The organism is Nonomuraea sp. NPDC051941 (assembly GCF_044593615.1).
In genome coordinates this window covers 58,536-82,856 of sequence record NZ_JBIUCF010000031.1, presented here as the reverse complement: position 1 = coordinate 82,856, position 24,321 = coordinate 58,536, and the positions used below count along the sequence as shown (strand labels likewise).

Here is a 24,321-nt window from a genome sequence, read left to right as displayed (position 1 = left end):
CGCCGATCGGCTGCCGATCGGCGCCGGCCGGTAGATGTGATCACCCTCGAAGTCCCGCCAGGAAAGGGTGATCGACCATGACGACCAAGCATCGGAGCAAGAGGATCTCAGCAGTGGCCGCCGGGGTGGCCTGCGCAGTGCTGGCGTTGAGCGTCCAAGGACCCGCGGCCGCCGCCGACCAGGTCACGCTGGGAGACGTCCAGCAGGCGATGAAGGACGTGGCGAAGACCGACGGCGTGGTGGGCGCCATCGGAGAGGTGTACCTCGACGGCAAGCGGGTGGGCCGGGGGACGGCGGGTTCACGCCTGATCGACGGCAAGGGCGGGCGCATCCCCCCGGGTTCCCGATACCGCATCGCGTCCCAGACCAAGCTCATGGAGGCCACGGTCATCCTGCAACTGGTCGGGGAAGGCAAACTCGGCCTGGACGACAAGCTCAGTGACGTCCTGCCCGAGATGGCCGAGCACGACTATGTGGATCGGGCCGCGGAGATCACTGTGCAGCAGCTGATCCGGCACACCTCGGGCATCCCCGACTTCATCGAAAGCGGGAAGTTCGACGTCTTCGACTTCACCACCGCCTACAAGCCGATCGACCTGGTGAAGGCCGCACGTACCGTGCCTCGCAAAGGCGAGCCGGGAGAGTACCGCTACTCCACCACCAACTACGTCCTCCTCGGCATGATCATCGAGAGGCTGACCGGCCATGATCGGGCCGGCGAGTTCGAGCGGCGCCTGGTCACCCCGCTCGGCATGAACCGCACCTATCTGGCCACCAAGGTTTCCGACCAGATCAAGGGCCCGCACGGACACGGCTACCACCCCGACGCCAAGGGCCTGCCACGCGACGTCGACCGGCTCAACGCCACCATCGGCGCCGAAGGAGCGATCTCCACCGCGCACGACGTCAGCGCCTTCTACCGCGCGCTCAACCAGGGCCGGCTGCTGCCTGCGGACCTGCAACGACAGCTGCCGCGGCCGCGACCCAGCCTGTGCGGCGGAACGGTCGCGTCGGCCGCGGGCGGCATGCCCGGGATCAACTCCATCACCTTCTCCTCGACCGACGGCCGGCTCCAGTTCGCGGTGGCCGCCACGCTGAAGATCGATAACGAGCAGGCCATGGCCGTCGGTGACGCCATCAACAAGGCCGCGGAAGCCGTGCTGTGCCCCGGCCAATAGCCGGAGCCGTCCGTCGACCGCGACATCCGCCCATGAGTGAAGGAGACCTCTCAGCGTGAAGCGTTCCCTCCTGACCGCGCTGGCCTGCACCGGCATCCTGACGCTGGCCACATCCGGCGCCGCGGCCACCGTTCGGCCCGAGTCAGCCCCGCGAAGCGAGGCAGCCGCGCGGACCGAGGCCATCCTGCGGACTGGGGCGGCCACGTGCGACTCCAAGCCGCCGGACCAGCCCCTCGCCACTGGCCTGAGCACCATCAAGCAGGCATACGACTGCATCTTCACCGGCTTCTACGGCCGCGAGCGGCTCGACCACCGGGCGGTGCTCGCGGCCGGGTTCGCCGGGCTCACGGAAGAGCTCAACCGCCGCGGCGCCGACCGGCCCGACGCCACCATGCCGCCGCTGACCGGGAACCCCACGACCGACCTGGTGGCATTCGCGGCCGTGTACGAGCGGGTCGTGGCCGATCTGCCGGACGACGCCGCGCTGCGGCAAGCCGTGGCCGGGGCGACGATCAAGGGCATGGTGGGCAGCCTGCACGACAATCACTCGCAGTGGCGCCGCCGAGCGCAACTACCCGGTAAGCCGGGCGACGTCTATGGCCTCGGCTTCACCACCTCGCCCGGCTATTCGATCACCTACCGGGCACCGCAGAAGGCGGTGGCTCCGTTGTTCGTCAACACCGTCCAGGGCGGCCCGGCCGCCGCCGCTCGTATCCGGCCGGGCGAGATCGTGCAATCCGTCAACGGCGCGCCCGTCTTCGTGGACGGCGTCCTGTCCAGCGGCGCCATGAACCTGCTCAACCCGGAATACTCCGGCGACCGGCCGGACCCGGTGCGGCTGGCGCTGCGCGACCCCTCCACCGGCCGCGTCAGGAAGACGACACTGCGGCCGAAAGTGTTCACTCCCACGACGCGGCCCGTCACGGCCCGCCTGCTTGACGGCGACGTGGCAGCGATCAAGCTCGCCAACTTCCAGCCCGGCACCGCGGACCAGGCCCTGGCCGCCATCGCCGAACTGCGTGCGGACAAGAAACCACGTGGCCTCATCCTCGACCTGCGCGGCACCAACGGCGGCTCGCCCGCCGAGGTCGTCAAGCTGCTCAGCAGCTTCGTACACGGCAAGGTGCACAGTTACGACTGCGCCCCGGACGACACGTGCACGCCCAACCGCACCGACGACGCGGTCCCGCTGCTCGGCCTGCCCCTGGCCGTGCTCATCGACGGCATCTGCGCCTCGGCCTGCGACGCCTTCTCCCTCGCGATCAAAGACCTCAAGGTGGGGCCGCTGATCGGGGCGCGCACGTCGGGCATGGTGTCGGGATCCGCCCGTATGTTCGCGCTGGACGACGGGAGCACCCTGTCGCTGCCCGCGGCCTACCAGGTTGGCGCCAACCGTGAACTGATCAACGGCATCGGCGTGGCACCCGACCACTACCTGCCGCTGACCGCGAAGGACCTGCGCGAGGGCCACGACCCGGCGATGGCCAAGGCCCTGTCCCTACTTTCCGCCGCCCGGTAGAAGCACGCCCGGCCGCTCGATAACCGGCGAACCGCAACCGAGCCGGACCGTACGCTGACGACCCCGCACCGGCCCCGCCCTGGCCTGCAGGATAATCCGTATCCTTTCATCGCCGCGGTCGCGGTGAAAGGATAAGTGGTCTTCCCGCACGGCATCCGAGGTCAGTCAAAGGACGGCTTCGCCCTCGGCCCAGCGCATGGAGTGCGCGAGGGGCGGGAGCCCCTCGCCTCGGGCTTGGGGCGGAGCCTCGAACCCGTCAGACACAGCCCGAGCGACAGCGAGGACCGCTCGGGGCGGGCTCCAGCAGGCCAAGCCGGTAACCGGGCAACGGGTGGGCGCCGGCGAGCGGGGCTTTCGGGGGGTTCGAAAGGGGGGCGAAGCCCTCCTTGGGAGGCGCTGTCTGGAGCTCCGAGGCGTGCAGCGCCCCCCTCGCAAAAGGCCTTACGTCGTGGAGAAGGCGGCGTCGAAGGCGGTGGCCGGTGGGGTGATGGAGTTGAGCTTGCGGATGTAGCCGAGCGCCTCCCGAGCCCCATCCAGCCGGTCCATCCCCGCGTCCTCCCACTCGATCGAAATGGGCCCTTCGTACCCGATCGAGTTCAGCGCCCGGAAGCAGTCCTCCCAGGGCACGTCGCCCCGCCCCGTCGAGACGAAGTCCCAGCCGCGGCGCATGTCGGCCCACGGCAGGTGCGAGGACAGGCGGCCCTTGCGGCCGTCGCCCACGCGCATGCGCGTGTCCTTGCAGTCGACGTGGTAGATGCGGTCCTTGAAGTCCAGGATGAACCCGACCGGGTCCAGGTCCTGCCAGACCATGTGGGACGGGTCCCAGTTCAGGCCGAAGGCGGGGCGGTGGCCGATCGCCTCCAGGGTCCGCGCGGTGGTGTAGTAGTCGTACGCGATCTCACTCGGGTGGACCTCGTGCGCGAAGCGCACCCCGACCTCGTCGAAGACATCGAGGATCGGGTTCCAGCGGTCGGCGAAGTCCTGGTACCCGGCGTCCACCATCGACGCCGGCACCGGCGGGAACATGGCGACCGTGTGCCAGATCGACGACCCGGTGAAGCCGACCACCGTGTCCACGCCCAGCAGGGCGGCCGCGCGGGCCGTGTTCTTCATGTCCTCCGCCGCCGCCTGGCGGACCGACTCGGGGTCGCCGGAGCCCCAGATGCGGGCGGGGAGGATGGACTTGTGGCGCTCGTCGATGAGGTCGCACACCGCCTGGCCGACGAGGTGGTTGGAGATGGTCCAGACCTTGAGGCCGTGCTTGTCGAGCTGGGCGTGCTTCTGCTCCACGTACGACGGGTCCGCCACGGCCTGGGCCACGTCGAAGTGGTCGCCCGAGCAGGCGATCTCCAGGCCGTCGTAGCCCCATTCGGCGGCCAGCCTGCACACCTCCTCGAACGGCAGGTCGGCCCACTGCCCTGTGAACAGGGTGACAGGTCGCATGTGTCAGTCCTCCACGTTCATGTAGCGGCTGCCCTCAGCCGCGCTACGCTCGACCGCCTCCAGCACCCGCTGCACCCGCAGCCCGTCGGCGAACGACGGCGTGGGGTCGGCTCCGGTGGCGATCGCCTCCAGGAAGTCGTTGATCTCGTGGGTGAAGGTGTGCTCGTAGCCGAGCCCGTGCCCGGGCGGCCACCAGGCGCCCACGTAGGGGTGGTCGGGTTCGGTGACCAGGATCCGCTCGAAACCGCCGCCTCCGGAGCTGAACCACAGCTCGTTCATGGCCTCGAAGTCGAACGCCAGGCTGCCGAGCGAGCCGTTGATCTCGATGCGCATCGCGTTCTTGCGGCCGAAGGCGAAGCGGGTGGCCTCGAACGAGGCCAGCCCTCCGCCCGAGAGCCGGCCGATGAACAGGGCCGCGTCGTCCACGGTCACCTGGCCCATGTCGCCGGTGCCGGTGGCCTCCAGGCCCGCGGACGCCGCGGCGACGGGGCGTTCCTTGATGAACGTCTCCGTCAGCGCGGAGACGCCCACCAGCTGCTGCCCGGTGATGAACTGGGCCGCGTCCACGATGTGCGAGCCGATGTCGCCCAGCGCGCCCGCGCCCGCCTTGTCCTTCTGCAGTCGCCAGACCAGCGGGAACTCCGGGTCGACGATCCAGTCCTGCAGGTACGCGGCCCGTACGTGCCTGACCTCGCCGATCCGGCCCTCCTCGACGTACCGGCGGGCGAGCGCGATCGCGGGCACCCGCCGGTAGTTGAAGGCCACCATGCTCTTGACCGAGGACGGCGCCGCCTGCGCGGCCCGGACCATGGCCTCGGCCTCTTCGACGGTGTTGGCGAGCGGTTTCTCGCAGATCACGTGCTTGCCCGCCTGCAGCGCGGCGATGGCGATCTCGGCGTGCGAGTCACCGGGCGTGCAGATGTCGACGATCTGCACGTCGTCGCGCTTGATCAGCTCTCGCCAGTCCGTCTCGACGTCGGCCCAGCCGAGCTGTGCGGCGGCCGCCTCGGTGCTCTCCTTCGACCTGCCGCCGAGCACCGCCATGCGAGGCACCAAAGGCAGGTCGAAGAAGGCCGAGACGCTGCGCCAGGCCTGGGAGTGGACGCGGCCCATAAAGGCGTAGCCGATCATGCCCACGCCGATGGTGGTCTTGTCTGACATGCAACCCCCGATCAGGATTCGAAGCCGAGCGCCAGGTACTTCTCGACGTTGTCCTTGGTAATGGTCTCGGATGCGAGCGTGATGGACTGCGGAACCTGGTTCTCCACCAGATCACTCATGCCCTTCCCCTGCGCGATCAGACGTGCGATTTTGATCGCCGAGGAGGCCATCGTCGGACTGTAGGTGACCGTGGCCTTCAGCACCGAGGTGCCCGACTGGATCTCCTTCATCGCGTTCAGCGACCCGGCGCCGCCGACCATGATGAACTCGTTCCGGTTGGCCTCCTTGATCGCGGCCAGCACGCCGACGCCCTGGTCGTCGTCGTGGTTCCAGAGCGCGTCGATCTTCTTGTGCGCCTGGAGCAGCGACGTGGCCACCTGGTTGCCGGTCTCGACCGTGAACTTGGCGTCCTGCTTGGCCGTGACGCTGAACCCGTACGTCTTCAGCGCGTCGGCGAAGCCCTTGCTGCGGTCCTGCGTCAGCGGCAGCGTGGCGATGCCCTGGATCTCGACGATGACGGGGTTGGCGACGCCCTTGTCCTTGAGCTGCTTGCCGATGTAGTGCCCGGCCGCGACGCCCATGCCGTAGTTGTCGCCGCCGATCCAGGTCCGGTAGGCCAGCTTGTCGGGGAAGACGCGGTCGAGGTTGATGACCGGGATCCCCGCCTGGGTCGCCTGGAGCGCGACCTGGTTCAGCTGCTGGCCGTCGTTGGGCAGGATGACCAGCGCGCTCACCTTGGCCGCGATGAGCGACTCGACCGCGGAGATCTGCTGGTTGATGTCGTTCGTCGGCTCGACGGGCTTGAAGTCGACGTCCGTGTACTGCTTCGCGGCACTCTCGGCGTTCTTGGCGATGGCCGCGATCCAGCCGTGGTCGGCGGCGGGCGCCGAGAACCCGATCGTGACCTTGTCGCCCGGCTGGTCGTTGCCGCTGGCCGCCGGGGCGGGCGCGGGCGCTGAGGCCGAGTTGCCGGTCGATGCCGCGGGCTCGTTGCTGGTGCAGCCCGTCGCTAAGAGTACGGCTCCGCCGACGAGGAATCCCCTGCGCGCGACGTTCTCACTCATGGTGCTCTCTCCTTCAAGTTCCGCCGCTGGAGAAGGACGGCGACGACAATGATCAGGCCCTTGGCGATCAGCTGGTCGCTGGTGTTGAGCCCGTTGAGAATGAACAGGTTCGTGATGAGGGTGAAGATCAGCAGGCCCAGGATCGAGCCCACGATCGTGCCCCGGCCCCCGGTGAGGAGCGTGCCGCCGATGATCACGGCGGCGATGGCGTCGAGCTCGTACAGGTCGCCGTGGGTGGACGAGCCCGTCGTCGTACGCGCCATGATGAGGATCGCGGCGATGCCGCAGCAGAGCCCCGACAGGGCGTAGAGCAGCACCGTGTGCCTGCGCACGTCGATCCCGGCGAGCCTGGCCGCCTCGGGGTTGCCCCCGACCGCGTACGTCCGCCGCCCGAACGTCGTGCGGTTGAGCACGATCCACCCGAGCACCACGACCAGGGCGAAGATGTAGACCAGCAGCGGGATGCCGAGCAGGCGCGTGGTCGACAGGTCCACGATGGCGGAGTTGTCGGACTGGATGAGCTGCGTCTTGCGGTCGGACATGCGCTGCGCCAGCCCTCGGGCGGCGACGAGCATGGCCAGCGTCGCGATGAACGGCACCAGTCGCCCGTAGGCGATGAGTAACCCGTTGACCAGCCCCGCCCCGGTCCCGACGGCGATGGCGCAGATCGCCATCACCACCGGCCCGTACGACTGCGTGGCCAGCGTCGTGGCCCAGACCGAGGCCAGCGCCATGACCGCGCCGACCGACAGGTCGATGCCGCCGCCGATGATCACGAACGTGGCCCCGACCGTGATCACGCCGATCGTGGCGGCCAGGGAGAGGATGCTGACGAGGTTGGAGGTGGTGGCGAAGTTCTCGGGCCTGGTGACGAGGCCGACGACGATCAGCAGCGCCAGCGCCGCCAACAGCCCGAGATGTCGCATTTCTCCGAAACTGGCGCGGAAGCCGCCCGGCGACGGGGGCGACCCCACTCCCGCGAGCGGCCGGTCCGTTGTGGGCTCGCTCATCACGCCGCCCTCCCATTCATGATCATGTCGAGTACGCGGTGCTCGTCCAGGCCCTCGGCGTCGCCCTCGTGGATGACCGTGCCCTCGCGTAACACGAGCACCCGGTCGGCCAGGCCGAGCACCTCGGGCACCTCGCTGGAGACCAGCAGCACGCCGATCCCCTGCTCGGCCAGGTTGCGGATCACCGCGTACAGCTCGGCCCTGGCGCCCACGTCCACGCCTCTGGTCGGTTCGTCGAGCAGGAGCAGCTTGCGGCCGCCGAGCAGCCAGCGGGCGAGCACGGCCTTCTGCTGGTTGCCGCCGGACAGGGTCCGGATCGGGCGTTCGGGATCGGGTGGCCTGATGTCCAACATTTCCGACAGGCGCTTGGCCTCGGCCCGCTCCCGCTTGCGGTCGATCCAGCCGAACCTGGCGAACCCCGGCAGAGTGCCCAGCGTGATGTTGGCGGTGACGCTCTGGTCGAGGAGGAGGGCTTGGGCCTTGCGTTCCTCCGGGGCCAGGCCCATGCCGCGTTTGACGGTGCCGACGACGCTGCGGCGCATGGGAGTTCCGGCGAGCAGGACGCGGCCCGAGGCGGGGCGGGCGCCGTACACGGCCTCCAGGATCTCCGAGCGGCCCGAGCCGACGAGCCCGGCCAGCCCGACGATCTCGCCCGCCCGGACGGAGAAGGACACGCCCGAGAAGACGCCCGGCGAGGACAGGTTCTCGACCTTGAGCACCTCCTCGCCCGGCGAGCGGCCCGCCCGGGGCGGGAAGACGTACTCGACGTTCCTGCCGGTCATGAGCGAGACGATCTCCCCGGTGGGGGTGTCCCGCGCGGGCAGGCCGACGGCGACCGTGCGGCCGTCCTTCAGCACGGTGACCCGGTCGCCGATCTCGCGGATCTCCTCCAGGCGGTGCGAGATGTAGACCACGGCCACGCCTTGGGCGGTCAGCTCGCGGATGATGCGGAAGAGATTCGCGACCTCGTCGTGGGCGAGGGCGGCGGAGGGCTCGTCCATGATGATCAGGCGAGCGTCGTGGGAGAGCGCCCTGGCCATGGACACGACCTGCTTGGCCGCCGGCGACAGCCGCCCCACCTCGGCCGAGGCGCGGATCTCCCCGTGGCCGAGCCGTTCGAGCACCTCGCGGGCGGCGCGCCTGGCGGCCGCCCGGTTGACGAAGCCGAAGCGGGCGTGCTCGTGGCCGAGGAAGATGTTCTCGGCCACGCTGAGCCCGTCGACCAGGTCGAGCTCCTGGTAGATCGTGGCGAAACCGAGCCTGATGGCGTCGATGGGGCTGCTCGGGCGCACTTCCTGCTCGTTGAACAGGATCGTGCCCTCGTCCGGCTGGTGCGCTCCGGCCAGCACCTTGATCAGGGTGGACTTGCCGGCGCCGTTCTGGCCGAGCAGGCAGTGCACCTCGCCCGCCCGTACGTCCAGGTCGACTCCGTCCAGCGCGCGCACGCCGGGGAACTGCTTGACGATGCCCTTCATGACCAGCATCGGGGAAGGTCCCTTTCAGGCGTTGACGATCCGGTTGATGTTGTCCGGCGACAGGTAGTGCTCGATGGCGAGGATCCCCGCCCCGAGCGCGGCCGCGTTGATGCCCGTACGGCTCGGCGTGATCGACAGGTGGTGCGTGGCCAGCGGAAGCGACCTGCGGTAGACCGTCTCCCTGATCCCGGCCAGCAGGTGCTCGTGCACCCGCGACAGCGCGCCGCCGATGACGATGACCTCGGGGTTGAAGAAGTTGACCAGGCTGGCCAGCACCTCGCCGACGAGCCGGCCGGCCTCTCTGACCAGCCGCAGCGCCTGGGTGTTGCCCGCCTGTACGAGCGCCACGACGTCGGCTCCGGACTCGGCCGGCAGGCCCAGTTCGCTCAGCCGCCGCGCGATGGCGGCGCCGCCGGCCACGGCCTCCAGGCAGGCGCTGTTGCCGCACCGGCAGCCCGCGTCCTCGTGGCCGCTGACCCGGATGTGCCCGATGTCGCCGGCCGAGCCCTGGGCGCCCCTGTGCAGCTTGCCCTCGGCCATGATGCCGCAGCCGATGCCCGTGCCGACCTTGACGAACAGCAGGTGGCCGGCACCGGGGAACGAGTGACGGTGCTCGCCGAGCGCCATCACGTTGACGTCGTTGTCGACCAGCACCGACACGCCGTCGAAGTACTCGGGGATGGGGTAGTCGTTCCAGCCCGGCATGATCGGCGGGTTGTTCGGCCGTCCCGTGGCGAACTCCACCGGCCCCGGTACCCCGACCCCGATGGCGCGCAGCGCCGACCGGGGCCGCCCCGCCTCGCCGAGCAGCTGGTCGAGACGCTGGTCCACGTGGGCGAGCACTTTCTCCGGCCCCTCGCCGATCAGCAGGGAGTCCTCGCATTCGGCCAGCAGATTGCCCGAGATGTCCATCAACACGACCCGGCAGTGGGTGGCCCCCAGGTCGACTCCCGCGAAGGCGTGCTCCTCGGTGTGCAGGCGCAGCTGGCGCGGCGGGCGGCCACCGGTGGACTCACCGCTCTCGGTCTCCTCGACCAGCCCGCGCTCGATCAGCGCGTCCACGCGCTGGGAGATCGTGGACCTGGCCAGGCCGGTGAGCCTCGCTAGATCGGAACGGGTCGTGGCCGAACCTGCGCTGATCAATGTCAGCACATCTCCGGCAGAGCCCGGCTGGGGGGTCATGCCGCGACAATAAGATCACCGATGCGGCAAATCAAGAGTGAGTATCGACAAAACTCCGGCGACTTCCGCCGAAGATCGAACAAAGCCCGGTTTTTCCGGCTTTTTGGGCATCTATCGCGGCTTCGTACTTCGGCCTAAGGTCCCTTGAGGAGCGGCCACATCGGCGTCTCCCTCTGACAGAAGCCCCTCTGGGAGCCTCGCTTGTTACGCCGCGTCATCCACGTCGCCTTGCTGAGCGCATGGCGAATCCCCGCCGCCGGCGTGGAGCGCCCGGCGGCGGGGATCCGCAAGCCTTAGAGCATCGCCTTCATCGAGTCGGCGGCCGTGAGCACGTAGGGCTGCTCGGCCATGACGGCCTCCCAGTTGCCGGCGACGGCCTCCGGCGTGAGGTCGTCGGTCTTCCAGCCCGGCCCCTCCGCCACGAACACCCGCGCCACCCGGCCGCCGCCCACGCTGAACACCTCGCCGCTCGCCTCGCACGTCTCGTGCACGAGGTACGCCACCAGCGCGCTCACCCGCTCCGGCGTGAACTTGGCCTCGAACTCGGCCGGCAGCAGCGCCTCCGTCATCCGGGTCCAGGCGATGGGCGCGATGGCGTTGGCCTTGATGCCGTTGCGGGCGCCCTCGATGCCGAGCGTCTTGGTCAGGCCGACCAGGCCCATCTTGGCGGTGGAGTAGTTGGCCTGGCCGAAGTTGCCGAACAGGCCCGCCGGGCTGGAGGTGTTGACGATGCGGCCGTAGCCGGCCGCCTTCATCAGCGGGTACGCGGCCTGGCTGACCAGGTACGAGCCGCGCACGTGCACGGCCAGCACCCCGTCGAAGTCCTCGACCGTCATCTTCCCGAACGACTTGTCCCGCAGGATGCCCGCGTTGTTGACGACGATGTCCACCTTGCCGAACGCGTCCACGGCGGCCTGCACGATGGCCCTGGCGCCCTCCGGCGTGGCGACGTTGTCGGCGTTGGCGATGGCCTGGCCGCCGTTCTTCGTGATGAGCTCGACCACGTCGGCGGCGGGCCCCGTGGAGGCGCCCGTGCCGTCGAGCGCGCCGCCGAGGTCGTTGACGACGACCTTGGCGCCTCGCTCGGCCAGCAGGAGCGCGTGCGACCTGCCAAGACCGTGCCCGGCGCCCGTGATGATCGCGACCCTGTCATCGAACCGAAGCATCGAACCTCCCACGCAGGAGAACAACATTCTGTTACGAGCTACGATAGACCGCGTCAGGGCAGGCGCCACAGTTCGGGTTCGCCGGGCTCCCTGCGTACCCGCCCCTTGGCCGCCAGCCACGCCAGATGGGCCAGCGTCTCGTTGTTGGCCGCGCGCCGCATGAACGGCGGGATCGTCTCCCACGGCCGCGACCACGACAGGCGGGTGGCCACGTCCCAGCACGTGACTCCGTCCAGAGAGCCGACGACCTGCTCGATCTCCGCCAGCCGCTCGTCATGGTGCGCCAGCACGTAATCCACCCGCTCGGCCAGCTCCAGGAACCGGTACTCGTGGGCCGGCAGCACCTCCTCCACGTCCAGCTTGCGCACGGCGGCCAGCGCGTCGAGGTAGTCGGCCAGCGGGTTCGGACCCGACTGGGGGTGGACGGCCACGATGGGCGTGATCTTCGCCAGCACGTGGTCGCCGGAGAACAGCAGCCGGCGCGAGGGCGAGACGAAGCACAGGTGGCCGGGCGAGTGGCCCGGCGTCCAGATCGCCCGCAGGTCCCAGCCGGGCAGGCCGAGCTCGTCGCCGTCCTCGACCAGCCGGTCCGGCCTGGCCATCGAGACCACGTGCCTGATCATCATGGAAGCGCCGGCCAGCTCGTCCAGCGTCAGCGGCGGCACGCCGCAGCGGACCAGCAGCGCGCGTTCCCGGTCCACAAGGGAGTCGATGACCTCGTCGTCGTAGCGTTCGCGGATCAGGCGGGCGTCGGCCGGGTGCAGGGCGATCCAGGCGCCCGACATCTCGCGGATGCGCCCGGCCAGGCCGTAGTGGTCCGGGTGGATGTGGGTGACGAGCACGCCCTTGACGTCGGTGATCGCGTACCCGGCCACGCCGAGACCCGCGACGAGCGCGTCGTACGCCTCGTCGGTGTTCCACCCGGCGTCGACGATCACCACGCCGTCGGGCAGTTCGAGGACATAGACCAGCACGTACCGCAGGGGGTTGATCGGGATCGGCACCGGGACCGACCACAGCCCCGGACGCACCCGCTCGACCTCGGGGATCGCCCCGCCCACCCACGCCTCCCGCTGCGCCTGGCTCGCGGGAGTCACCACAAATTTCGACACATGCCGAATATAGTTCTGTGTCCGAATCATGTTCTACTGGGGTCATGAAGCTGCGCCGCGAGCTCTCCGAAGATGGCCGGTTCGTACGGCAGCCGAACCGCTTCACCGACCGCCTCGGCCCGCCCGAACCCGGCCGCTACCGCCTCTACGCCTCCTACGCCTGCCCCTGGGCGCAGCGCGTGCTGATCGTCCGGGCGCTGCTCGGCCTGGAGGACGTGCTGGACGTCACGATCGTCGACCCCATCCGCGACGAGAAGGGCTGGCGCGTCCCGGACGGCGACCCCGAGTATCTGTCGGAGCTCTACCACGCGACCGACCCGGACTACACGGGCCGCTACACCGTGCCGTGCGTCTGGGACACCAGGGACAAGCGGATCGTCACCAACGACTTCCCGCAGATCACCCTCGATCTGGAAATGTCATGGGGAACCTCCCCCGACCTCTATCCGGAACGTCTCCGCCCCGACATCGACATCATGAACGACCGCCTCTACCACGGCCTCAACAACGCGGTCTACGAGGCGGGCTTCTCCCGCGACCAGCAGGTGTACGAGGAGGCCGTGGCCCGGGTCTTCACCACGCTCGATTTCCTCGAGGTGCGCCTGGCGGAGTCGGAATATCTCTTCGACGTCCTCACCGACAGCGACGTGCGCCTGTACACGACCCTGGCCAGGTTCGACGCCGTCTATCACGGGCACTTCAAGTGCTCGGTCCGGCGGCTGGTCGACTATCCGGCGCTGTGGGCGTACGCGCGCCGGCTGTACGCGATCCCGGCCTTCCGCGAAACCACCGTCTTCGACCAGATCAAGCGTCACTACTACATCACCCAGACCAACATCAACCCGAGTGGGATCGTGCCCGTGGGGCCGGAGATCGACTGGAGCCTGTAGGCGCGGGCATCCGTACGAACAGCAGGGCCGAGGCCAGCACCACCAGTGCGGCGCCGATCCACGCGACGGCCACGCCCGCCTGCCCGGCCAGCGCGCCGAGCGTCAGGTTGGCCACGACCCCGCCCGCCTGCAGCGACAGCGAACTGGTCGAGGTGACGGTGGTGCGCTCGGCCGCGCTGACCGCGTTGTGGGTCATCTCCAGGCAGAGCAGGCCCGCCACCGACAACCCCACGAAGAGCGTCATGTACGCCAGCCCCGCGCTCACCAGCCCAGCCGGGCCCCTCAGCCCCGCGGTCGCGGCGAGCGCCCCGACGGACAGCGCGGCGAGCACGGTCCCGGCGATCGCGCCGCCGGCCGAGCCACCGGCCAGCCGCGCCACCCGGGGCGCGAGCGCGCTGCCCGCCGCGCTGCTCGCGAACCCGAGCGCGGAGACCACGGCGTAGGCCAGGCTGCCCCGCTCGGCCGTGCCGGCCAGCTCGGCCAGCCGCCCGGGGGTGAGCAGCTCGATGCTGATCAGCACCACGCCGGAGGCCGCCGCGGCGGCCATCAAGCGGCGCAGCACAGGCGCACCGGCCGCCAGCCGGACGCCCGCCCCGACCGTGGCCGGCACCTCGCGCAGCACGCTGATCAGCGACCTGCGGGCGTGCGCGGGCTCCGGCATCGCGAACACCACCACGACCAGCAGCACGGCCGCCGCCGTCGCGCCCACCAGCGGCGGCGCGGCCAGCGGGAAGATCACCTGCGCCGGCACCAGGAGCGGCAGGCCGCCGCCCGCCAGCACGCCCACGCACAGCGCCACGGACTCCATCGCGCCGCCCCTGGCCAGCCCCGGTTTGAGGTCGGCGTCGCGGCCCTCGATCCCGTGGAGCGTGTCGACGTACCAGGAGGTGGCCGGGCCGCTGGACAGCGCCCTGGCCACACCCTTGAGCACGCCGCTGATCAGGAACATCCAGAACGTGGTGGAGACGGCGAGCAGCGCGAGCGCGGCCACGGTGAACGCGGCGGAGACGGCCAGGACCACGCGCCGCCCGAGGACGTCGGCCAGGCCGCCGGTCGGCAACTCCAGGGTGGCGGTCACGACCGAGAACACCGTCACCGACAGCCCCACCTCCGCCAGGCCGAGCCCCCGCGCGGTCATGAGCAGCACCATGGTGGCCGCCATCAGGCCCAGGGGCAGCCAGGTCAGGAAGCTGACGAGCATGTAGCGGCGTAAGGCCGAGCGTGCGGTCACGACTCCTCCTCCTGCGATCGCGGTACGGCGCCGTGCCAGGCGTGGACCTGCCTGGCCTCCGGATCGCCGGCGTATTTGGCGGCGAGGTCGCGCAGCAGCTCCTCGGCCCTGTCGTTGAACTCGCGCACCCCGGCGGGCGGCAGCGAGACGATGTGGTCGCTCATCCCCGCCGCGTCACCCCAGTCGCGCGACCAGCCGTCGAGGTCGAACTCCTCCATCACCCGCCCGACGAACTCGGCCTGCCGCAGGTGCATGATCCGGACCGCCTCGCGGCCCTCGGCCGTGTCGGACAGCTCGCCGGCGTCCCACGAGGTGTAGCGGTGGCGGGCCCGCCAGCGTCGCTCGCGCCCGTCGCGCCGGTCGTCGTCCTCCTCGATGAAGCCGTACTTGAACAGCTCCCGCAGGTGGTAGCTGGTGGAGCCCGAGCTCTCGCCCGCCTTGCGCCCCAGCTCGCTCGCGGTCGCGGGGCCGTCCAAGCGCAGCAGGCCGAGCAGGCGCACGCGCAGCGGGTGGGAGACCGCTTTGAGCACCCGCGGATCACTGATCTTGTACTGCTCCTCCATGCGTTCCACCGTAAACCGCAAAGCTAATTTTGCAAAGAGATTTTTGCGGTCTCGGCCGCTTCTAGACTGTGGGGATGCTTGACGACATCTGGGTGGACGACTCCGTCTTCGCGCTGCGCCCCGACTTCGCGGTGCTGGTCATGACCGCGCACGGCCTGCGCAACGGGCCCACGGACGACCGGTCCCGGGCCTGGCTGGCGGCGGCCTCCGAGTACGAGGTGCAGACGGACAAGATCGACGCCTGGAAGGACGCCTATCGGGCGTTCGGCGCCAAACCACAGCGGACCAGGCCCTCGGTCGACGCCCTGACCCGCAGGATGCCGCTGCCGGAGATCAACCAGGCGGTGGACGCGTACAACTCGATCAGCGTGAAGCACGCGCTGCCGATCGGCGGCGAGGACCTCGACCACTACGCGGGCCCGGCCCGGCTGCTGCGGGCGACCGGCGACGAGGCGTCCGAGGAGGCGCTCGGCACGCCCGAGCCGGGCGAGGTGATCTGGCGCGACGACGTCGGCGTCACCTGCCGCAGGTGGAACTGGCGTCAGGTCGCGCGCACCCGGCTCACCGAGGAGACCACCAACGCGATCTTCCTCCTCGAGCGCCTCGAGCCGATGTCCCTGGAGGAGCTCAAGGAGGCGGGCGAGGAGCTGGCCGACCTGCTGTCCGAGTTGTCACCAGAGGTACGGATTGCTAGCAGATTGGTGTCCGGCGGGAAATAAACCTCCCGTCGTAGTGTTGATACCAAAGAGTAATAATTGCGGCACCACCCGGATTGACTAGGGGGACGTGACCTCTTTGCACTGTCCTGAGAGGATCGTTCGAGGCGGCACGGGCTCTTCGGCGCGCGCTGCCGGTCCGGGCGAGTAGCCTTGGACAGGTTCTCTAACATCAACGCCGATCTGCGGAAGAGGGCGATTTCCGCCGTGTCGTCAGAGTCGTCGCGGACAAACCCGCTGGCAAGCTTTGGTCAGAACGAGTGGCTTGTCGACGAGCTGTACCAGAAGTACCTCCAAGATCCCGAGTCTGTCGACAAGGCATGGTGGAACTTCTTCGCTGACTACAACCCTGATTCCGGAACGGGCCGGGCAGCGCCGGTCAGGGAGGTGGCGAACGGCACCGTGACCGCTCCCGCTCCCCCCCAGGCGCCGCCGAAGGCACCACCGGCTGCCGAGAAGCCGAAGCAGCCGGCCACCCCGGTGCCCAAGGGCGCCGAGGAGGTCAAGCTGCGCGGCGCCGCTGCCCGCACGGCCGCCAACATGGACCTGTCACTGACGGTCCCGACGGCCACCAGCGTGCGCGCGATCCCGGCCAAGCTGCTGATCGACAACCGCATTGTGATCAACAATCACCTCAAGCGGGGTCGCGGCGGGAAGATCTCCTTCACCCACCTGATCGGTTTCGCGATCGTCAAGGCCCTGAGGGCCATGCCGGAGATGAACTACTCCTACACGGAGGTCGACGGCAAGCCGACGCTGATCAAGCCCGAGCACGTGGGCTTCGGCCTGGCGATCGACGTCCAGAAGAGCAACGGCGAGCGCCAGCTCCTCGTGCCCTCGATCAAGGGCGCCGAGGAGATGGACTTCCGCCAGTTCTGGATGGCGTACGAGGACGTCGTCCGCAAGGCCCGCGGGGGCAAGCTGGGCGTCGACGACTTCGCCGGCACCACGATCTCGCTGACCAACCCCGGCACGATCGGCACCGTCCACTCTGTGCCGCGCCTGATGCCCGGTCAGGGCACGATCATCGGCGTCGGCGCGATGGAATACCCGGCCGAGTACCAGGGCGCCTCGCCCGACACGCTCTCGCGCCTGGCCGTCTCCAAGGTCATGACGCTGACCAGCACCTACGACCACCGGATCATCCAGGGCGCCCAGTCGGGCGACTTCCTGCGCCAGATCCACCGGCTGCTGCTGGGCGAGGACGGCTTCTACGACGAGATCTTCGAGGCGCTGCGGATCCCGTACGAGCCGGTCCGCTGGGTCCAGGACGTCTCGGCCTCCCACGACGACGACGTGTCGAAGTCCGCCCGCGTGATCGAGCTGATCCACGCCTACCGCGTGCGCGGCCACCTGATGGCCGAGACCGACCCGCTGGAGTACAAGCAGCGCAAGCACCCCGACCTGGACATCCAGTCGCACGGGCTGACGCTGTGGGACCTGGAGCGCGAGTTCGCCACGGGCGGTTTCGGCGGCCGCGCGCTGATGAAGCTCCGCGAGATCCTCGGCGTGCTGCGCGACTCCTACTGCCGCACGGTCGGCATCGAGTACATGCACATCCAGAACCCCGAGGAGCGTGCCTGGATCCAGGCGCGGGTGGAGAAGCCGCACAAGTCGCCCGAGCGTGACGAGCAGCTCAACATCCTGTCCCGGCTCAACACCGCCGAGGCGTTCGAGACGTTCCTGCAGACGAAGTTCGTCGGCCAGAAGCGCTTCTCCCTGGAGGGCGGCGAGTCCCTGATCCCGCTGCTCGACTCGGTGATCAGCGACGCCGCCGACGAGGGCCTCGACGAGGTCGTCATCGGCATGGCCCACCGCGGCCGCCTCAACGTGCTGGCCAACATCGTGGGCAAGTCGTACGCGCAGATCTTCGGCGAGTTCGAGGGCAACATCGACCCGCGCACGGCGCACGGCTCCGGCGACGTGAAGTACCACCTCGGCGCGACGGGCACGTTCACCTCGCCGGGCGGCAAGACCATCACCTCCTCCGTGGTCGCCAACCCCTCCCACCTGGAGGCGGTCGACCCGGTGCTCGAGGGTGTCGTCCGCGCCAAGCAGGACCTCCTGGAGCGCGGCGAGGAGGGCTTCACCGTCCTGCCCGTGCTCATCCACGGCGACGCGGCCTTCGCCGGCCAGGGCGTCGTGGCGGAGACGCTCAACCTGTCGCAGCTGCGCGGCTACCGCACCGGCGGCACCGTGCACGTGGTGGTCAACAACCAGGTGGGCTTCACCACCTCGCCCGCCTCGTCCCGGTCCTCGGTCTACGCGACCGACGTGGCCCGGATGATCCAGGCCCCGATCTTCCACGTCAACGGCGACGACCCCGAGGCCGTGGTGCGCGTGGGCCAGCTGGCCTACGAATACCGCCAGGCGTTCCGCAAGGACGTCGTCATCGACCTCATCTGCTACCGCCGCCGCGGCCACAACGAGGGCGACAACCCGGCCTTCACCCAGCCGCTGATGTACGACCTGATCGACGCCAAGCGCTCGACCCGCAAGCTCTACACCGAGGCGCTGATCGGCCGGGGCGACATCACGGTCGAGGAGGCCGAGCAGGCGCTGCGCGACTACCAGGCCAAGCTGGAGCAGGCGTTCACCGAGACCCGCGAGGCGGCGAAGAAGCCGGCCGAGGCCGCCGCGATGCGGGTGCCGCCGACCGAGGTCGTCAAGTGGTCGCACGCCGACACGGACACCGCGATCAGCGACGAGACGCTCAAGCGCATCGTCGACACCCAGCTCAACCTGCCCGAGGGCTTCACGCCGCACCCGCGCCTGGCGCCGGTGCTGCAGCGCCGCGGCCAGATGGTCGAGACGGACACGATCGACTGGGCGATGGGCGAGACGCTCGCCTACGGCTCGCTGCTGATCGACGGCCACCCGGTGCGCCTGGTCGGCCAGGACTCGCGCCGCGGCACGTTCACGCAGCGCCACGCCGTCCTGGTGGACCGGATGACCGGCGCCGACCACACGCCGCTCAAGACCTTCAACCAGGGCACCACGAAGTTCTACATCTACGACTCGCTGCTCAGCGAGTTCGCGGCGCTCGGCTTCGAGTACGGCTACAGCGTCGTCCGCCCGGACGCCCTGGTCGCCTGGGAGGCGCAGTTCGGCGACTTCGTCAACGGCGCCCAGACGATCATCGACGAGTTCATCTCGTCGGGCGAGCAGAAGTGGGGCCAGAAGTCCTCCGTCGTGCTGCTGCTGCCGCACGGCTTCGAGGGCCAGGGCCCCGACCACTCCTCGGCCCGCATCGAGCGGTTCCTGCAGGTCTGCGCGCTCGACAACATGACGGTCGCGCAGCCCTCGACCCCGGCCAACTACTTCCACCTCCTGCGCTGGCAGGTGGAGTCGCAGCGGCACAAGCCGATGGTGGTCTTCACGCCGAAGTCGCTGCTGCGCCACAAGGCGGCCACGTCCAAGGCGTCCGACTTCACCACGGGCACCTTCCAGCCGGTCCTGGGCGACACGACCGTTGACCCGGCCAAGGTCACCAGGGTCGTGCTCACGTCCGGCAAGCTCTACTACGACCTGGCGGCGGAGCGCGACAAGAAGGGCCGTAACGACGTCGCGATCGTCCGGCTCGAGCGCCTCTACCCGTTCCCGGGTGAGGAGCTGGCAGCCGAGCTGTCCCGCTACGGGGCGCAGGCGGAGCTGATCTGGGCGCAGGACGAGCCGGTCAACATGGGGCCGTGGCCGTACCTGGCGCTCAAGCTGGCCGAGGACCCGGAGACGCTGAGTGGCCGCCGGCTGCGGCGTGTCTCGCGCCGTCCCAACAGCTCGCCGGCGACGGGCTCGCACAACTCGCACGACACCGAGCTCGAGGAGATCCTCCACGAGCTGTTCGGCTGATCCAACACCAGAGTGAGCCCCCGGCCCCGGCTGGGGGCTCACTGCCGTTTCAGGAGGACTTGAGAAAGATGTACTTCACCGATCGGGGGATCGAGGAACTGGTCGAGCGGCGGGGCGAGGAGGAGGTCAGCCTGCTCTGGCTCGGCGAGCGGCTGCGCGAGTTCGTCGACCTCAACCCGGAGTTCGAGATCCCGATCGAGCGGCTGGCCACCTGGCTGGCACGGCTCGACGACGACGAGGACGACTGACCCCACCCCACCGGGGCCCCCTTCCCCGCCACGGCGGCAAGGGGGCCACGCGCCAGTAGGGCCCCCAGCCCGCCCTTCCCCAAGGGGCGGCACCTCGACGCGCCAACGCGATACATCTTGAGTTTCCCAAGAACGCGACATATCGTGTTACGTAGGGAGAACATGTCGCCAGAAGGGCGGGGGAACATGCAGCAGTGGACGATCGAGGGCCCAGAACAGCTGACGTTCGGCCAAGTGGAAGCACTCGACGTGCGCATCGTCGCCGGCCGCCTGGCCGTGCTGGCCAGCGACGGCCCACCCACCGTCGAGGTGTCCGAGATCGAGTCGGCATCCCCGCTGCTGGTCACGTACGACGAGGACGCCAAGGAGCTCTCCATCACCTACAAGGACCTCACCTGGGACGGCCTCCTCGGCTGGCTTCGGCGCGACCGGCGCAGGACGGTCCTGACGATCACCGTTCCCAAGCACTGCACCGTCAACGCCGGAGTGGTCTCCGCGCCCGCCGTGGTGGCCGGGTTCGAGAGGATGACGCAGGTCAGGAGCGTGTCCGCGGAGATCGTGCTCGACGGCGTCAGCGGCGACGTGAACGCGACAACCGTCTCGGGCCCGGTGGAGAGCCGGGCAATGGACGGCGACCTGGCGTTCAAGAGCGTCTCGGGCGACCTGACCGTGGCCGACGGCACCCCGCGCCGCCTCAAGGCGAACACCGTCTCCGGCCGCATCACGGCGGATCTGGCGCTTCGGCCGACCGGCCATGTGACGCTCAACAGCGTTTCCGGTGACATCCTTGTCAGGCTGCCGGAAAACGTGGAGGCGGACGTGAACGTGAGATCCACCTCCGGCAGGCTGGTCAGCACGTTCCACGAACTGTTCAACTCGAACGGCCCCGGCACGAAGTCGATGTCGGGCAGGCTGGGCGGCGGCATGGCGTCGCTGTCGGCGATCACGGTCTCCGGCGAGGTCGCGCTGCTCAAGGGGGAGAAGGAATGAGCCCTGTCTTCGGTCACGGCCGGCTCCGGCTGTACCTGCTCAAGCTGCTGGAAGAGAGCCCGCGTCACGGCTACGAGGTCATCAGGCTGCTCCAGGACCGCTTCCTCGGCGTCTACTCGCCCTCTCCCGGCACGATCTACCCGCGCCTGGCCCGCCTGGAGGAGGAGGGCCTGGTGACGCACGAGGTGGTCGAGGGCAAGAAGGTGTTCTCGATCACCGACAAGGGCCGTGAGGAGCTGAACGCCCGGCTCGACGAGCTCGACGACCTGGAGCAGGAGATCTCCGCCTCCGTGCGCGACATCGCCCGCGAGGTCAAGGAGGACGTCCGCGACACGGTCAAGTCGTTGCGCGACGAGCTCACGCGGATGGCCAAGGACGTTCGCACGGGAGCCCGGGATGACACCCAGCGGCTCAAGGAGCAGCAGAAGGCGGACTTCAGGCGGCTCAAGGAGCAGCAGAAGCGGCAGTGGATGGAGCACGCCACCCACTGGCAGGACGAGGGCGAGCGGCTCAGCGGGGAGTGGCGCAGGATCTGGTCCGAGGTCTGGGCCACGCTGGGCGGCTCGCCGACGAGCCGCGCCGACCTCGACGCGGAGCTGGGCGAGCTGCTGGCCGACTTCATCGCCGAGGCCCGGCAGGAGGCGTCCGAGGCCCGGCTGACGCCGGAGAAGCTGGCGGAGCTGCGTACGGCGCTCGACGAGACCCGCCGCCGCGTCCGCGACATCCTCGAAGGTTGACCTCCGTTCATGCCGAGCGGAGGTGCCGTTCCGGGCGGCGCGCGCCGCGGGCGGCCTTGCGGGCGCGGTAGGCGATGGGCATGTACCTCAGGCGTTCGGGCAGGCGCGGCGTCAGCACCGCCACCGCGTGCCCGAGGTGCCGCAACCGCCGCTCCTCCCGCGCCGTCCACGGCAGCCCCAGCTTCCGCCGGATGGCGGGCGGCAACGTACCGACCGTCACGAAGTAGTTGAACTCCCCCGATCCCACTCCCACAGGCGTCCACAGCCGCCGCAGCGGTCTCGGCAGCCCGGGCGGCGCCGGCGTGCCGCGCAGGACCGACAGCACGTCGAGCGCCGTCGGGTGCGCCTCCAGCCGGTCGGCCACCATCGCGTCGAAGTACCGCCAGAACGCCTCCAGGTCCGCGGGCATCTCCCGCTCCGGCACCCGCAGGATGGCGCCGAGCTGCCGCGACTCGGCGTAGAGCCGCCGCTCCTGCGCGACGGTGAACGGGGTGCCGAAATAGCGGTTGAGCACGACGAAGCGCTCGAACAGCGACAGGTGCACCCACGCCCACGCCTCCCCGTTCAGCGCGTGGTAGGGCCTGCCGAGCTCGTCCACCCCGCTGATCTGCCGGTGCAGCCTCCTGAGCCGCGCGCCCTCCGCCGGGCCGTCCGCGCCGCCGTACACCCATTTCTGGATCGAGACGAGCGTGCGGGTGAGCCGCCCCCACGGGTCGTCCTTGTACGTGGAATGCTCGGCGACGGCCGCACCCACGGCCGGGTGCATCGTCTGCATGACCAGCGCGCTCCCGGCGACGAGCAGATTGCGGTATTCGCCGGTGGTGTCCCAGTGCATCGAACCTGGACCGAAGGGCTGAACCTCCATCATCACGGCCTCCCAGGTGAGACAAGCCCACTCATGCTTGTATCACCCGGAAAGCCGAGAAGTAACCCTTTACTTATTCAGACGGCAAAGACGATCTTTCCGAAGATGTCCCCTTCGGCCATGGCCGCGAACCCGTCCCGCGCCTCCGCCAGCGGCAGCACCCTGTCGACGACGGGCCGTACCCCGGTCTGCTCCAGGAAGACCGCCAGCCGGCCGAGCTGTTCCCGCGTGCCCATCGTGGAGCCGACGACGGACAGCTGCAGGAAGAAGACCCGGTTCAGGTCGGCGGGCGGGACCGCGCCGCTGGTGGCGCCGCTGACGACGATGCGCCCGCCCGGCCTGAGCGACTTGAGCGAATGGTCCCAGGTGGCCTGACCGACGGTCTCCATGACCGCGTCCACCCGCTCGGGCAGCCGCGCGCCCGGCTCGAACACCTGGTCGGCGCCGAGTTCGAGGGCACGCGCGCGCTTCTCCTCTGAGCGGCTGGTGGCCCACACCCGGTAGCCGCCGGCCCGGCCGAGCGCGATCAGCGCGGTGGCGACGCCGCCGCCCGCGCCCTGCACCAGCACGGTGGAGCCGGGCTCGAGCCCGGCCTTGTCGAACAGCATCCGGTACGCGGTCAGCCAGGCCGTGGGCAGGCAGGCGGCGTGCTCGAAGCCGAGCCCGGCCGGCTTGGGCACGAGGTTGCGCCGCGGCACGGCCACCCGCTCGGCGAACGTGCCGTCGTGCACCTCGGACAGCAGCGTGCGCTTGGGATCGAGCGTCTCGTCGGCGCCCGTGCCGATCACGGAGTGCACGATGACCTCGTTGCCGTCCTCGTCCACGCCCGCGGCGTCGCAGCCGAGCACGATCGGCAGCCGGTCCTGCCTGATGCCGACGCCCTTGAGCGTCCACAGGTCGTGATGGTTGAGCGCGGCCGCGCGCACGGAGACGGTCGTCCATCCGTCCGGGACCTTCGGCTCCGGACGCTCGCCGAGCGTCAGCCCGGCGAGTGGGTTGTCGGGGTCGGTCTGTGTGGCGGTTACGGCGAACATGGCCGCACCCTACTTCAGCGTGATCCGAATCCCTTCCAAGGCCCGCTTCCTGAACGACTGTGGCCCCGTGACCGCGACCAGCACGTCGCCCCTGCACACCGAGCCGGCCGGCCGCCCGCGCCCCACGATCACACTCGGTATCCCGGCCTTCTTCTTGCAGCCGGGCGTGGGCGCCAGCACGACCATCTCCCCCGCGCCGCCGCCGAACCACAACTGCGGCCCCAGCGGCTGCCCCTGCGCCGTCTCCCCCGGCCTGGCCAGCCGCACGGGCGACTTGGCCGACAGCACGAGGTAGCCGTCCTTCGTCTCCCTGCCCTTCAGCCCCCGCGCGAGGGCCACCCGCTGGTCGAACGTCAGCCCCTGCCCCCGGTCGTACATCGCCAGCCGCCACCGCCCGAACGTGAACAGCAGCACCTGCCCGTAGTAACCGCTGCCCGCCCGGCGGGGCCAGAGGGTGACGTTGGGCGCGTAGTTCCTGATCGCCTGGCCACCCGCGGTCACCTCGAACTCACCGTTGTACGGGGCGGACAACTGCCGATACTGCCCGTCGATCCAGACCCCCTGGTAGGGCCGCGACCCCATGGCGGCAAGACCGAGCTCGGCCGGGTATCGCACCTCGGCCCGCACCCCGTGCGGGAACACCACCTCCATGACCTCCTCACCGCCCTTGGCCGCGGGCCGGACGGTGAGGGCGTTGGGGGCGCTGTCTATCTTGGTGAGGGACCTGATGGGCTCGGAGGTCGGCCCTGCCGGCGGCGCAGGCTCGGGATCCCGGCTGATGAGCAGGCTGACGACGGGGATCAGGAGGAGCGCGAGCACCACCACCAGCCCGACCCACCGGCGGCGACCGCGCTCGCCTACTTCGATGACATCGAACCGGTCAACCAC

General features: G+C 69.7%; 21 protein-coding genes. 8 read left to right on the top strand and 13 right to left on the bottom strand.

Going from position 1 to position 24,321, the window contains the following annotated elements; genetic code table 11:
- Positions 1–77 precede the first annotated feature (77 nt).
- The gene (locus tag ACIHFD_RS40870) at positions 78–1,178 is read left to right on the top strand and encodes a serine hydrolase domain-containing protein (RefSeq protein WP_397371490.1); all 1,101 of its coding nucleotides are present in this window, start codon (positions 78–80) and stop codon (positions 1,176–1,178) included.
- Positions 1,179–1,233: 55 nt separating this feature from the next.
- Positions 1,234–2,697 carry a S41 family peptidase gene (locus ACIHFD_RS40865; RefSeq protein ID WP_397371489.1) on the top strand — a complete coding sequence of 488 codons (1,464 nt, stop codon included), beginning with the start codon at positions 1,234–1,236 and terminating at the stop codon, positions 2,695–2,697.
- A 441-nt stretch (positions 2,698–3,138) separates the two neighbouring features.
- Here the strand turns inward: ACIHFD_RS40865 and ACIHFD_RS40860 are convergent, their stop codons facing one another.
- The 8 genes from ACIHFD_RS40860 to ACIHFD_RS40825 form a co-directional block, all read right to left on the bottom strand.
- Positions 3,139–4,140 (bottom strand): sugar phosphate isomerase/epimerase family protein, encoded by a 1,002-nt coding sequence (locus tag ACIHFD_RS40860; protein ID WP_350729357.1) that lies wholly within the window; start codon positions 4,138–4,140, stop codon positions 3,139–3,141.
- Between the two features lie 3 nt (positions 4,141–4,143).
- On the bottom strand, positions 4,144–5,301 hold the full coding sequence (locus ACIHFD_RS40855) for a Gfo/Idh/MocA family oxidoreductase (RefSeq protein ID WP_350729355.1): 1,158 nt from the start codon (positions 5,299–5,301) through the stop codon (positions 4,144–4,146).
- Positions 5,302–5,312: 11 nt separating this feature from the next.
- Entirely contained in the window at positions 5,313–6,365 is a 1,053-nt protein-coding gene (locus tag ACIHFD_RS40850) for an ABC transporter substrate-binding protein (protein ID WP_397371488.1), read from the bottom strand.
- Positions 6,362–7,375, bottom strand: a complete 1,014-nt coding sequence (locus tag ACIHFD_RS40845; protein WP_397371487.1) for an ABC transporter permease — start codon at positions 7,373–7,375, stop codon at positions 6,362–6,364. The genes ACIHFD_RS40850 and ACIHFD_RS40845 overlap by 4 nt, the downstream gene beginning before the upstream one ends.
- Positions 7,375–8,859, bottom strand: a complete 1,485-nt coding sequence (locus ACIHFD_RS40840; RefSeq protein ID WP_397371486.1) for a sugar ABC transporter ATP-binding protein — start codon at positions 8,857–8,859, stop codon at positions 7,375–7,377. The genes ACIHFD_RS40845 and ACIHFD_RS40840 overlap by 1 nt, the downstream gene beginning before the upstream one ends.
- A gap of 15 nt (positions 8,860–8,874) precedes the next feature.
- Positions 8,875–10,032 carry an ROK family transcriptional regulator gene (locus ACIHFD_RS40835; protein ID WP_350729347.1) on the bottom strand — a complete coding sequence of 386 codons (1,158 nt, stop codon included), beginning with the start codon at positions 10,030–10,032 and terminating at the stop codon, positions 8,875–8,877.
- Between the two features lie 293 nt (positions 10,033–10,325).
- Positions 10,326–11,198 (bottom strand): SDR family oxidoreductase, encoded by an 873-nt coding sequence (locus ACIHFD_RS40830; RefSeq protein WP_350729346.1) that lies wholly within the window; start codon positions 11,196–11,198, stop codon positions 10,326–10,328.
- A 53-nt stretch (positions 11,199–11,251) separates the two neighbouring features.
- Entirely contained in the window at positions 11,252–12,310 is a 1,059-nt protein-coding gene (locus ACIHFD_RS40825; protein WP_350729344.1) for an MBL fold metallo-hydrolase, read from the bottom strand.
- 44 nt (positions 12,311–12,354) lie between these two features.
- On the opposite strand from ACIHFD_RS40825, the gene ACIHFD_RS40820 reads away from it, so the two are divergent.
- Positions 12,355–13,200 (top strand): glutathione S-transferase family protein, encoded by an 846-nt coding sequence (locus ACIHFD_RS40820; protein ID WP_397371485.1) that lies wholly within the window; start codon positions 12,355–12,357, stop codon positions 13,198–13,200.
- Here the strand turns inward: ACIHFD_RS40820 and ACIHFD_RS40815 are convergent.
- Together ACIHFD_RS40815 and ACIHFD_RS40810 are read right to left on the bottom strand one after the other, a co-directional pair.
- Complete coding sequence (locus ACIHFD_RS40815) at positions 13,148–14,431, bottom strand: MFS transporter (RefSeq protein ID WP_397371484.1); 1,284 nt, start codon at positions 14,429–14,431, stop codon at positions 13,148–13,150. The genes ACIHFD_RS40820 and ACIHFD_RS40815 overlap by 53 nt on opposite strands.
- Positions 14,428–14,994 carry a helix-turn-helix domain-containing protein gene (locus tag ACIHFD_RS40810; RefSeq protein ID WP_350729338.1) on the bottom strand — a complete coding sequence of 189 codons (567 nt, stop codon included), beginning with the start codon at positions 14,992–14,994 and terminating at the stop codon, positions 14,428–14,430. The genes ACIHFD_RS40815 and ACIHFD_RS40810 overlap by 4 nt, the downstream gene beginning before the upstream one ends.
- 74 nt (positions 14,995–15,068) lie before the next feature.
- Here ACIHFD_RS40810 and ACIHFD_RS40805 point away from each other — a divergent pair, with 74 nt between their 5' ends.
- The 5 genes from ACIHFD_RS40805 (at position 15,069) to ACIHFD_RS40785 (ending at position 21,534) form a co-directional block, all read left to right on the top strand.
- Positions 15,069–15,713 (top strand): phenylalanine--tRNA ligase beta subunit-related protein, encoded by a 645-nt coding sequence (locus ACIHFD_RS40805; protein ID WP_355205179.1) that lies wholly within the window; start codon positions 15,069–15,071, stop codon positions 15,711–15,713.
- Positions 15,714–15,917: 204 nt separating this feature from the next.
- Complete coding sequence (locus ACIHFD_RS40800; protein WP_397371483.1) at positions 15,918–19,559, top strand: multifunctional oxoglutarate decarboxylase/oxoglutarate dehydrogenase thiamine pyrophosphate-binding subunit/dihydrolipoyllysine-residue succinyltransferase subunit; 3,642 nt, start codon at positions 15,918–15,920, stop codon at positions 19,557–19,559.
- Between the two features lie 68 nt (positions 19,560–19,627).
- Positions 19,628–19,807, top strand: a complete 180-nt coding sequence (locus ACIHFD_RS40795) for a DUF6104 family protein (RefSeq protein WP_192793777.1) — start codon at positions 19,628–19,630, stop codon at positions 19,805–19,807.
- A gap of 162 nt (positions 19,808–19,969) precedes the next feature.
- Positions 19,970–20,797 carry a DUF4097 family beta strand repeat-containing protein gene (locus ACIHFD_RS40790; RefSeq protein WP_350729333.1) on the top strand — a complete coding sequence of 276 codons (828 nt, stop codon included), beginning with the start codon at positions 19,970–19,972 and terminating at the stop codon, positions 20,795–20,797.
- Entirely contained in the window at positions 20,794–21,534 is a 741-nt protein-coding gene (locus tag ACIHFD_RS40785; RefSeq protein WP_364259816.1) for a PadR family transcriptional regulator, read from the top strand. The genes ACIHFD_RS40790 and ACIHFD_RS40785 overlap by 4 nt, the downstream gene beginning before the upstream one ends.
- 7 nt (positions 21,535–21,541) lie before the next feature.
- Here ACIHFD_RS40785 and ACIHFD_RS40780 read toward each other — a convergent pair whose 3' ends face one another.
- The 3 genes from ACIHFD_RS40780 to ACIHFD_RS40770 all read right to left on the bottom strand — a co-directional run bounded on the left by ACIHFD_RS40780 (position 21,542) and on the right by ACIHFD_RS40770 (position 24,321).
- Positions 21,542–22,369: an oxygenase MpaB family protein gene (locus ACIHFD_RS40780; protein WP_397371482.1), complete on the bottom strand. Its 828-nt coding sequence runs from the start codon at positions 22,367–22,369 to the stop codon at positions 21,542–21,544.
- Between the two features lie 107 nt (positions 22,370–22,476).
- Positions 22,477–23,433 carry a zinc-binding dehydrogenase gene (locus ACIHFD_RS40775; RefSeq protein ID WP_397371481.1) on the bottom strand — a complete coding sequence of 319 codons (957 nt, stop codon included), beginning with the start codon at positions 23,431–23,433 and terminating at the stop codon, positions 22,477–22,479.
- A 9-nt stretch (positions 23,434–23,442) separates the two neighbouring features.
- Complete coding sequence (locus ACIHFD_RS40770) at positions 23,443–24,321, bottom strand: hypothetical protein (protein WP_397371480.1); 879 nt, start codon at positions 24,319–24,321, stop codon at positions 23,443–23,445.

Coding starts and splice junctions, on each gene's coding strand:
- ACIHFD_RS40870 (WP_397371490.1), top strand. CDS start 78: ATGACGACCAAGCATCGGAGCAAGAGGATCTCAGCAGTGGCCGCCGGG.
- ACIHFD_RS40860 (WP_350729357.1), bottom strand. CDS start 4,140: ATGCGACCTGTCACCCTGTTCACAGGGCAGTGGGCCGACCTGCCGTTC.
- ACIHFD_RS40855 (WP_350729355.1), bottom strand. CDS start 5,301: ATGTCAGACAAGACCACCATCGGCGTGGGCATGATCGGCTACGCCTTT.
- ACIHFD_RS40850 (WP_397371488.1), bottom strand. CDS start 6,365: ATGAGTGAGAACGTCGCGCGCAGGGGATTCCTCGTCGGCGGAGCCGTA.
- ACIHFD_RS40845 (WP_397371487.1), bottom strand. CDS start 7,375: ATGAGCGAGCCCACAACGGACCGGCCGCTCGCGGGAGTGGGGTCGCCC.
- ACIHFD_RS40840 (WP_397371486.1), bottom strand. CDS start 8,859: ATGCTGGTCATGAAGGGCATCGTCAAGCAGTTCCCCGGCGTGCGCGCG.
- ACIHFD_RS40835 (WP_350729347.1), bottom strand. CDS start 10,032: ATGACCCCCCAGCCGGGCTCTGCCGGAGATGTGCTGACATTGATCAGC.
- ACIHFD_RS40830 (WP_350729346.1), bottom strand. CDS start 11,198: ATGCTTCGGTTCGATGACAGGGTCGCGATCATCACGGGCGCCGGGCAC.
- ACIHFD_RS40820 (WP_397371485.1), top strand. CDS start 12,355: ATGAAGCTGCGCCGCGAGCTCTCCGAAGATGGCCGGTTCGTACGGCAG.
- ACIHFD_RS40810 (WP_350729338.1), bottom strand. CDS start 14,994: ATGGAGGAGCAGTACAAGATCAGTGATCCGCGGGTGCTCAAAGCGGTC.
- ACIHFD_RS40805 (WP_355205179.1), top strand. CDS start 15,069: ATGCTTGACGACATCTGGGTGGACGACTCCGTCTTCGCGCTGCGCCCC.
- ACIHFD_RS40795 (WP_192793777.1), top strand. CDS start 19,628: ATGTACTTCACCGATCGGGGGATCGAGGAACTGGTCGAGCGGCGGGGC.
- ACIHFD_RS40790 (WP_350729333.1), top strand. CDS start 19,970: ATGTCGCCAGAAGGGCGGGGGAACATGCAGCAGTGGACGATCGAGGGC.
- ACIHFD_RS40785 (WP_364259816.1), top strand. CDS start 20,794: ATGAGCCCTGTCTTCGGTCACGGCCGGCTCCGGCTGTACCTGCTCAAG.
- ACIHFD_RS40780 (WP_397371482.1), bottom strand. CDS start 22,369: ATGCACTGGGACACCACCGGCGAATACCGCAATCTGCTCGTCGCCGGG.
- ACIHFD_RS40775 (WP_397371481.1), bottom strand. CDS start 23,433: ATGTTCGCCGTAACCGCCACACAGACCGACCCCGACAACCCACTCGCC.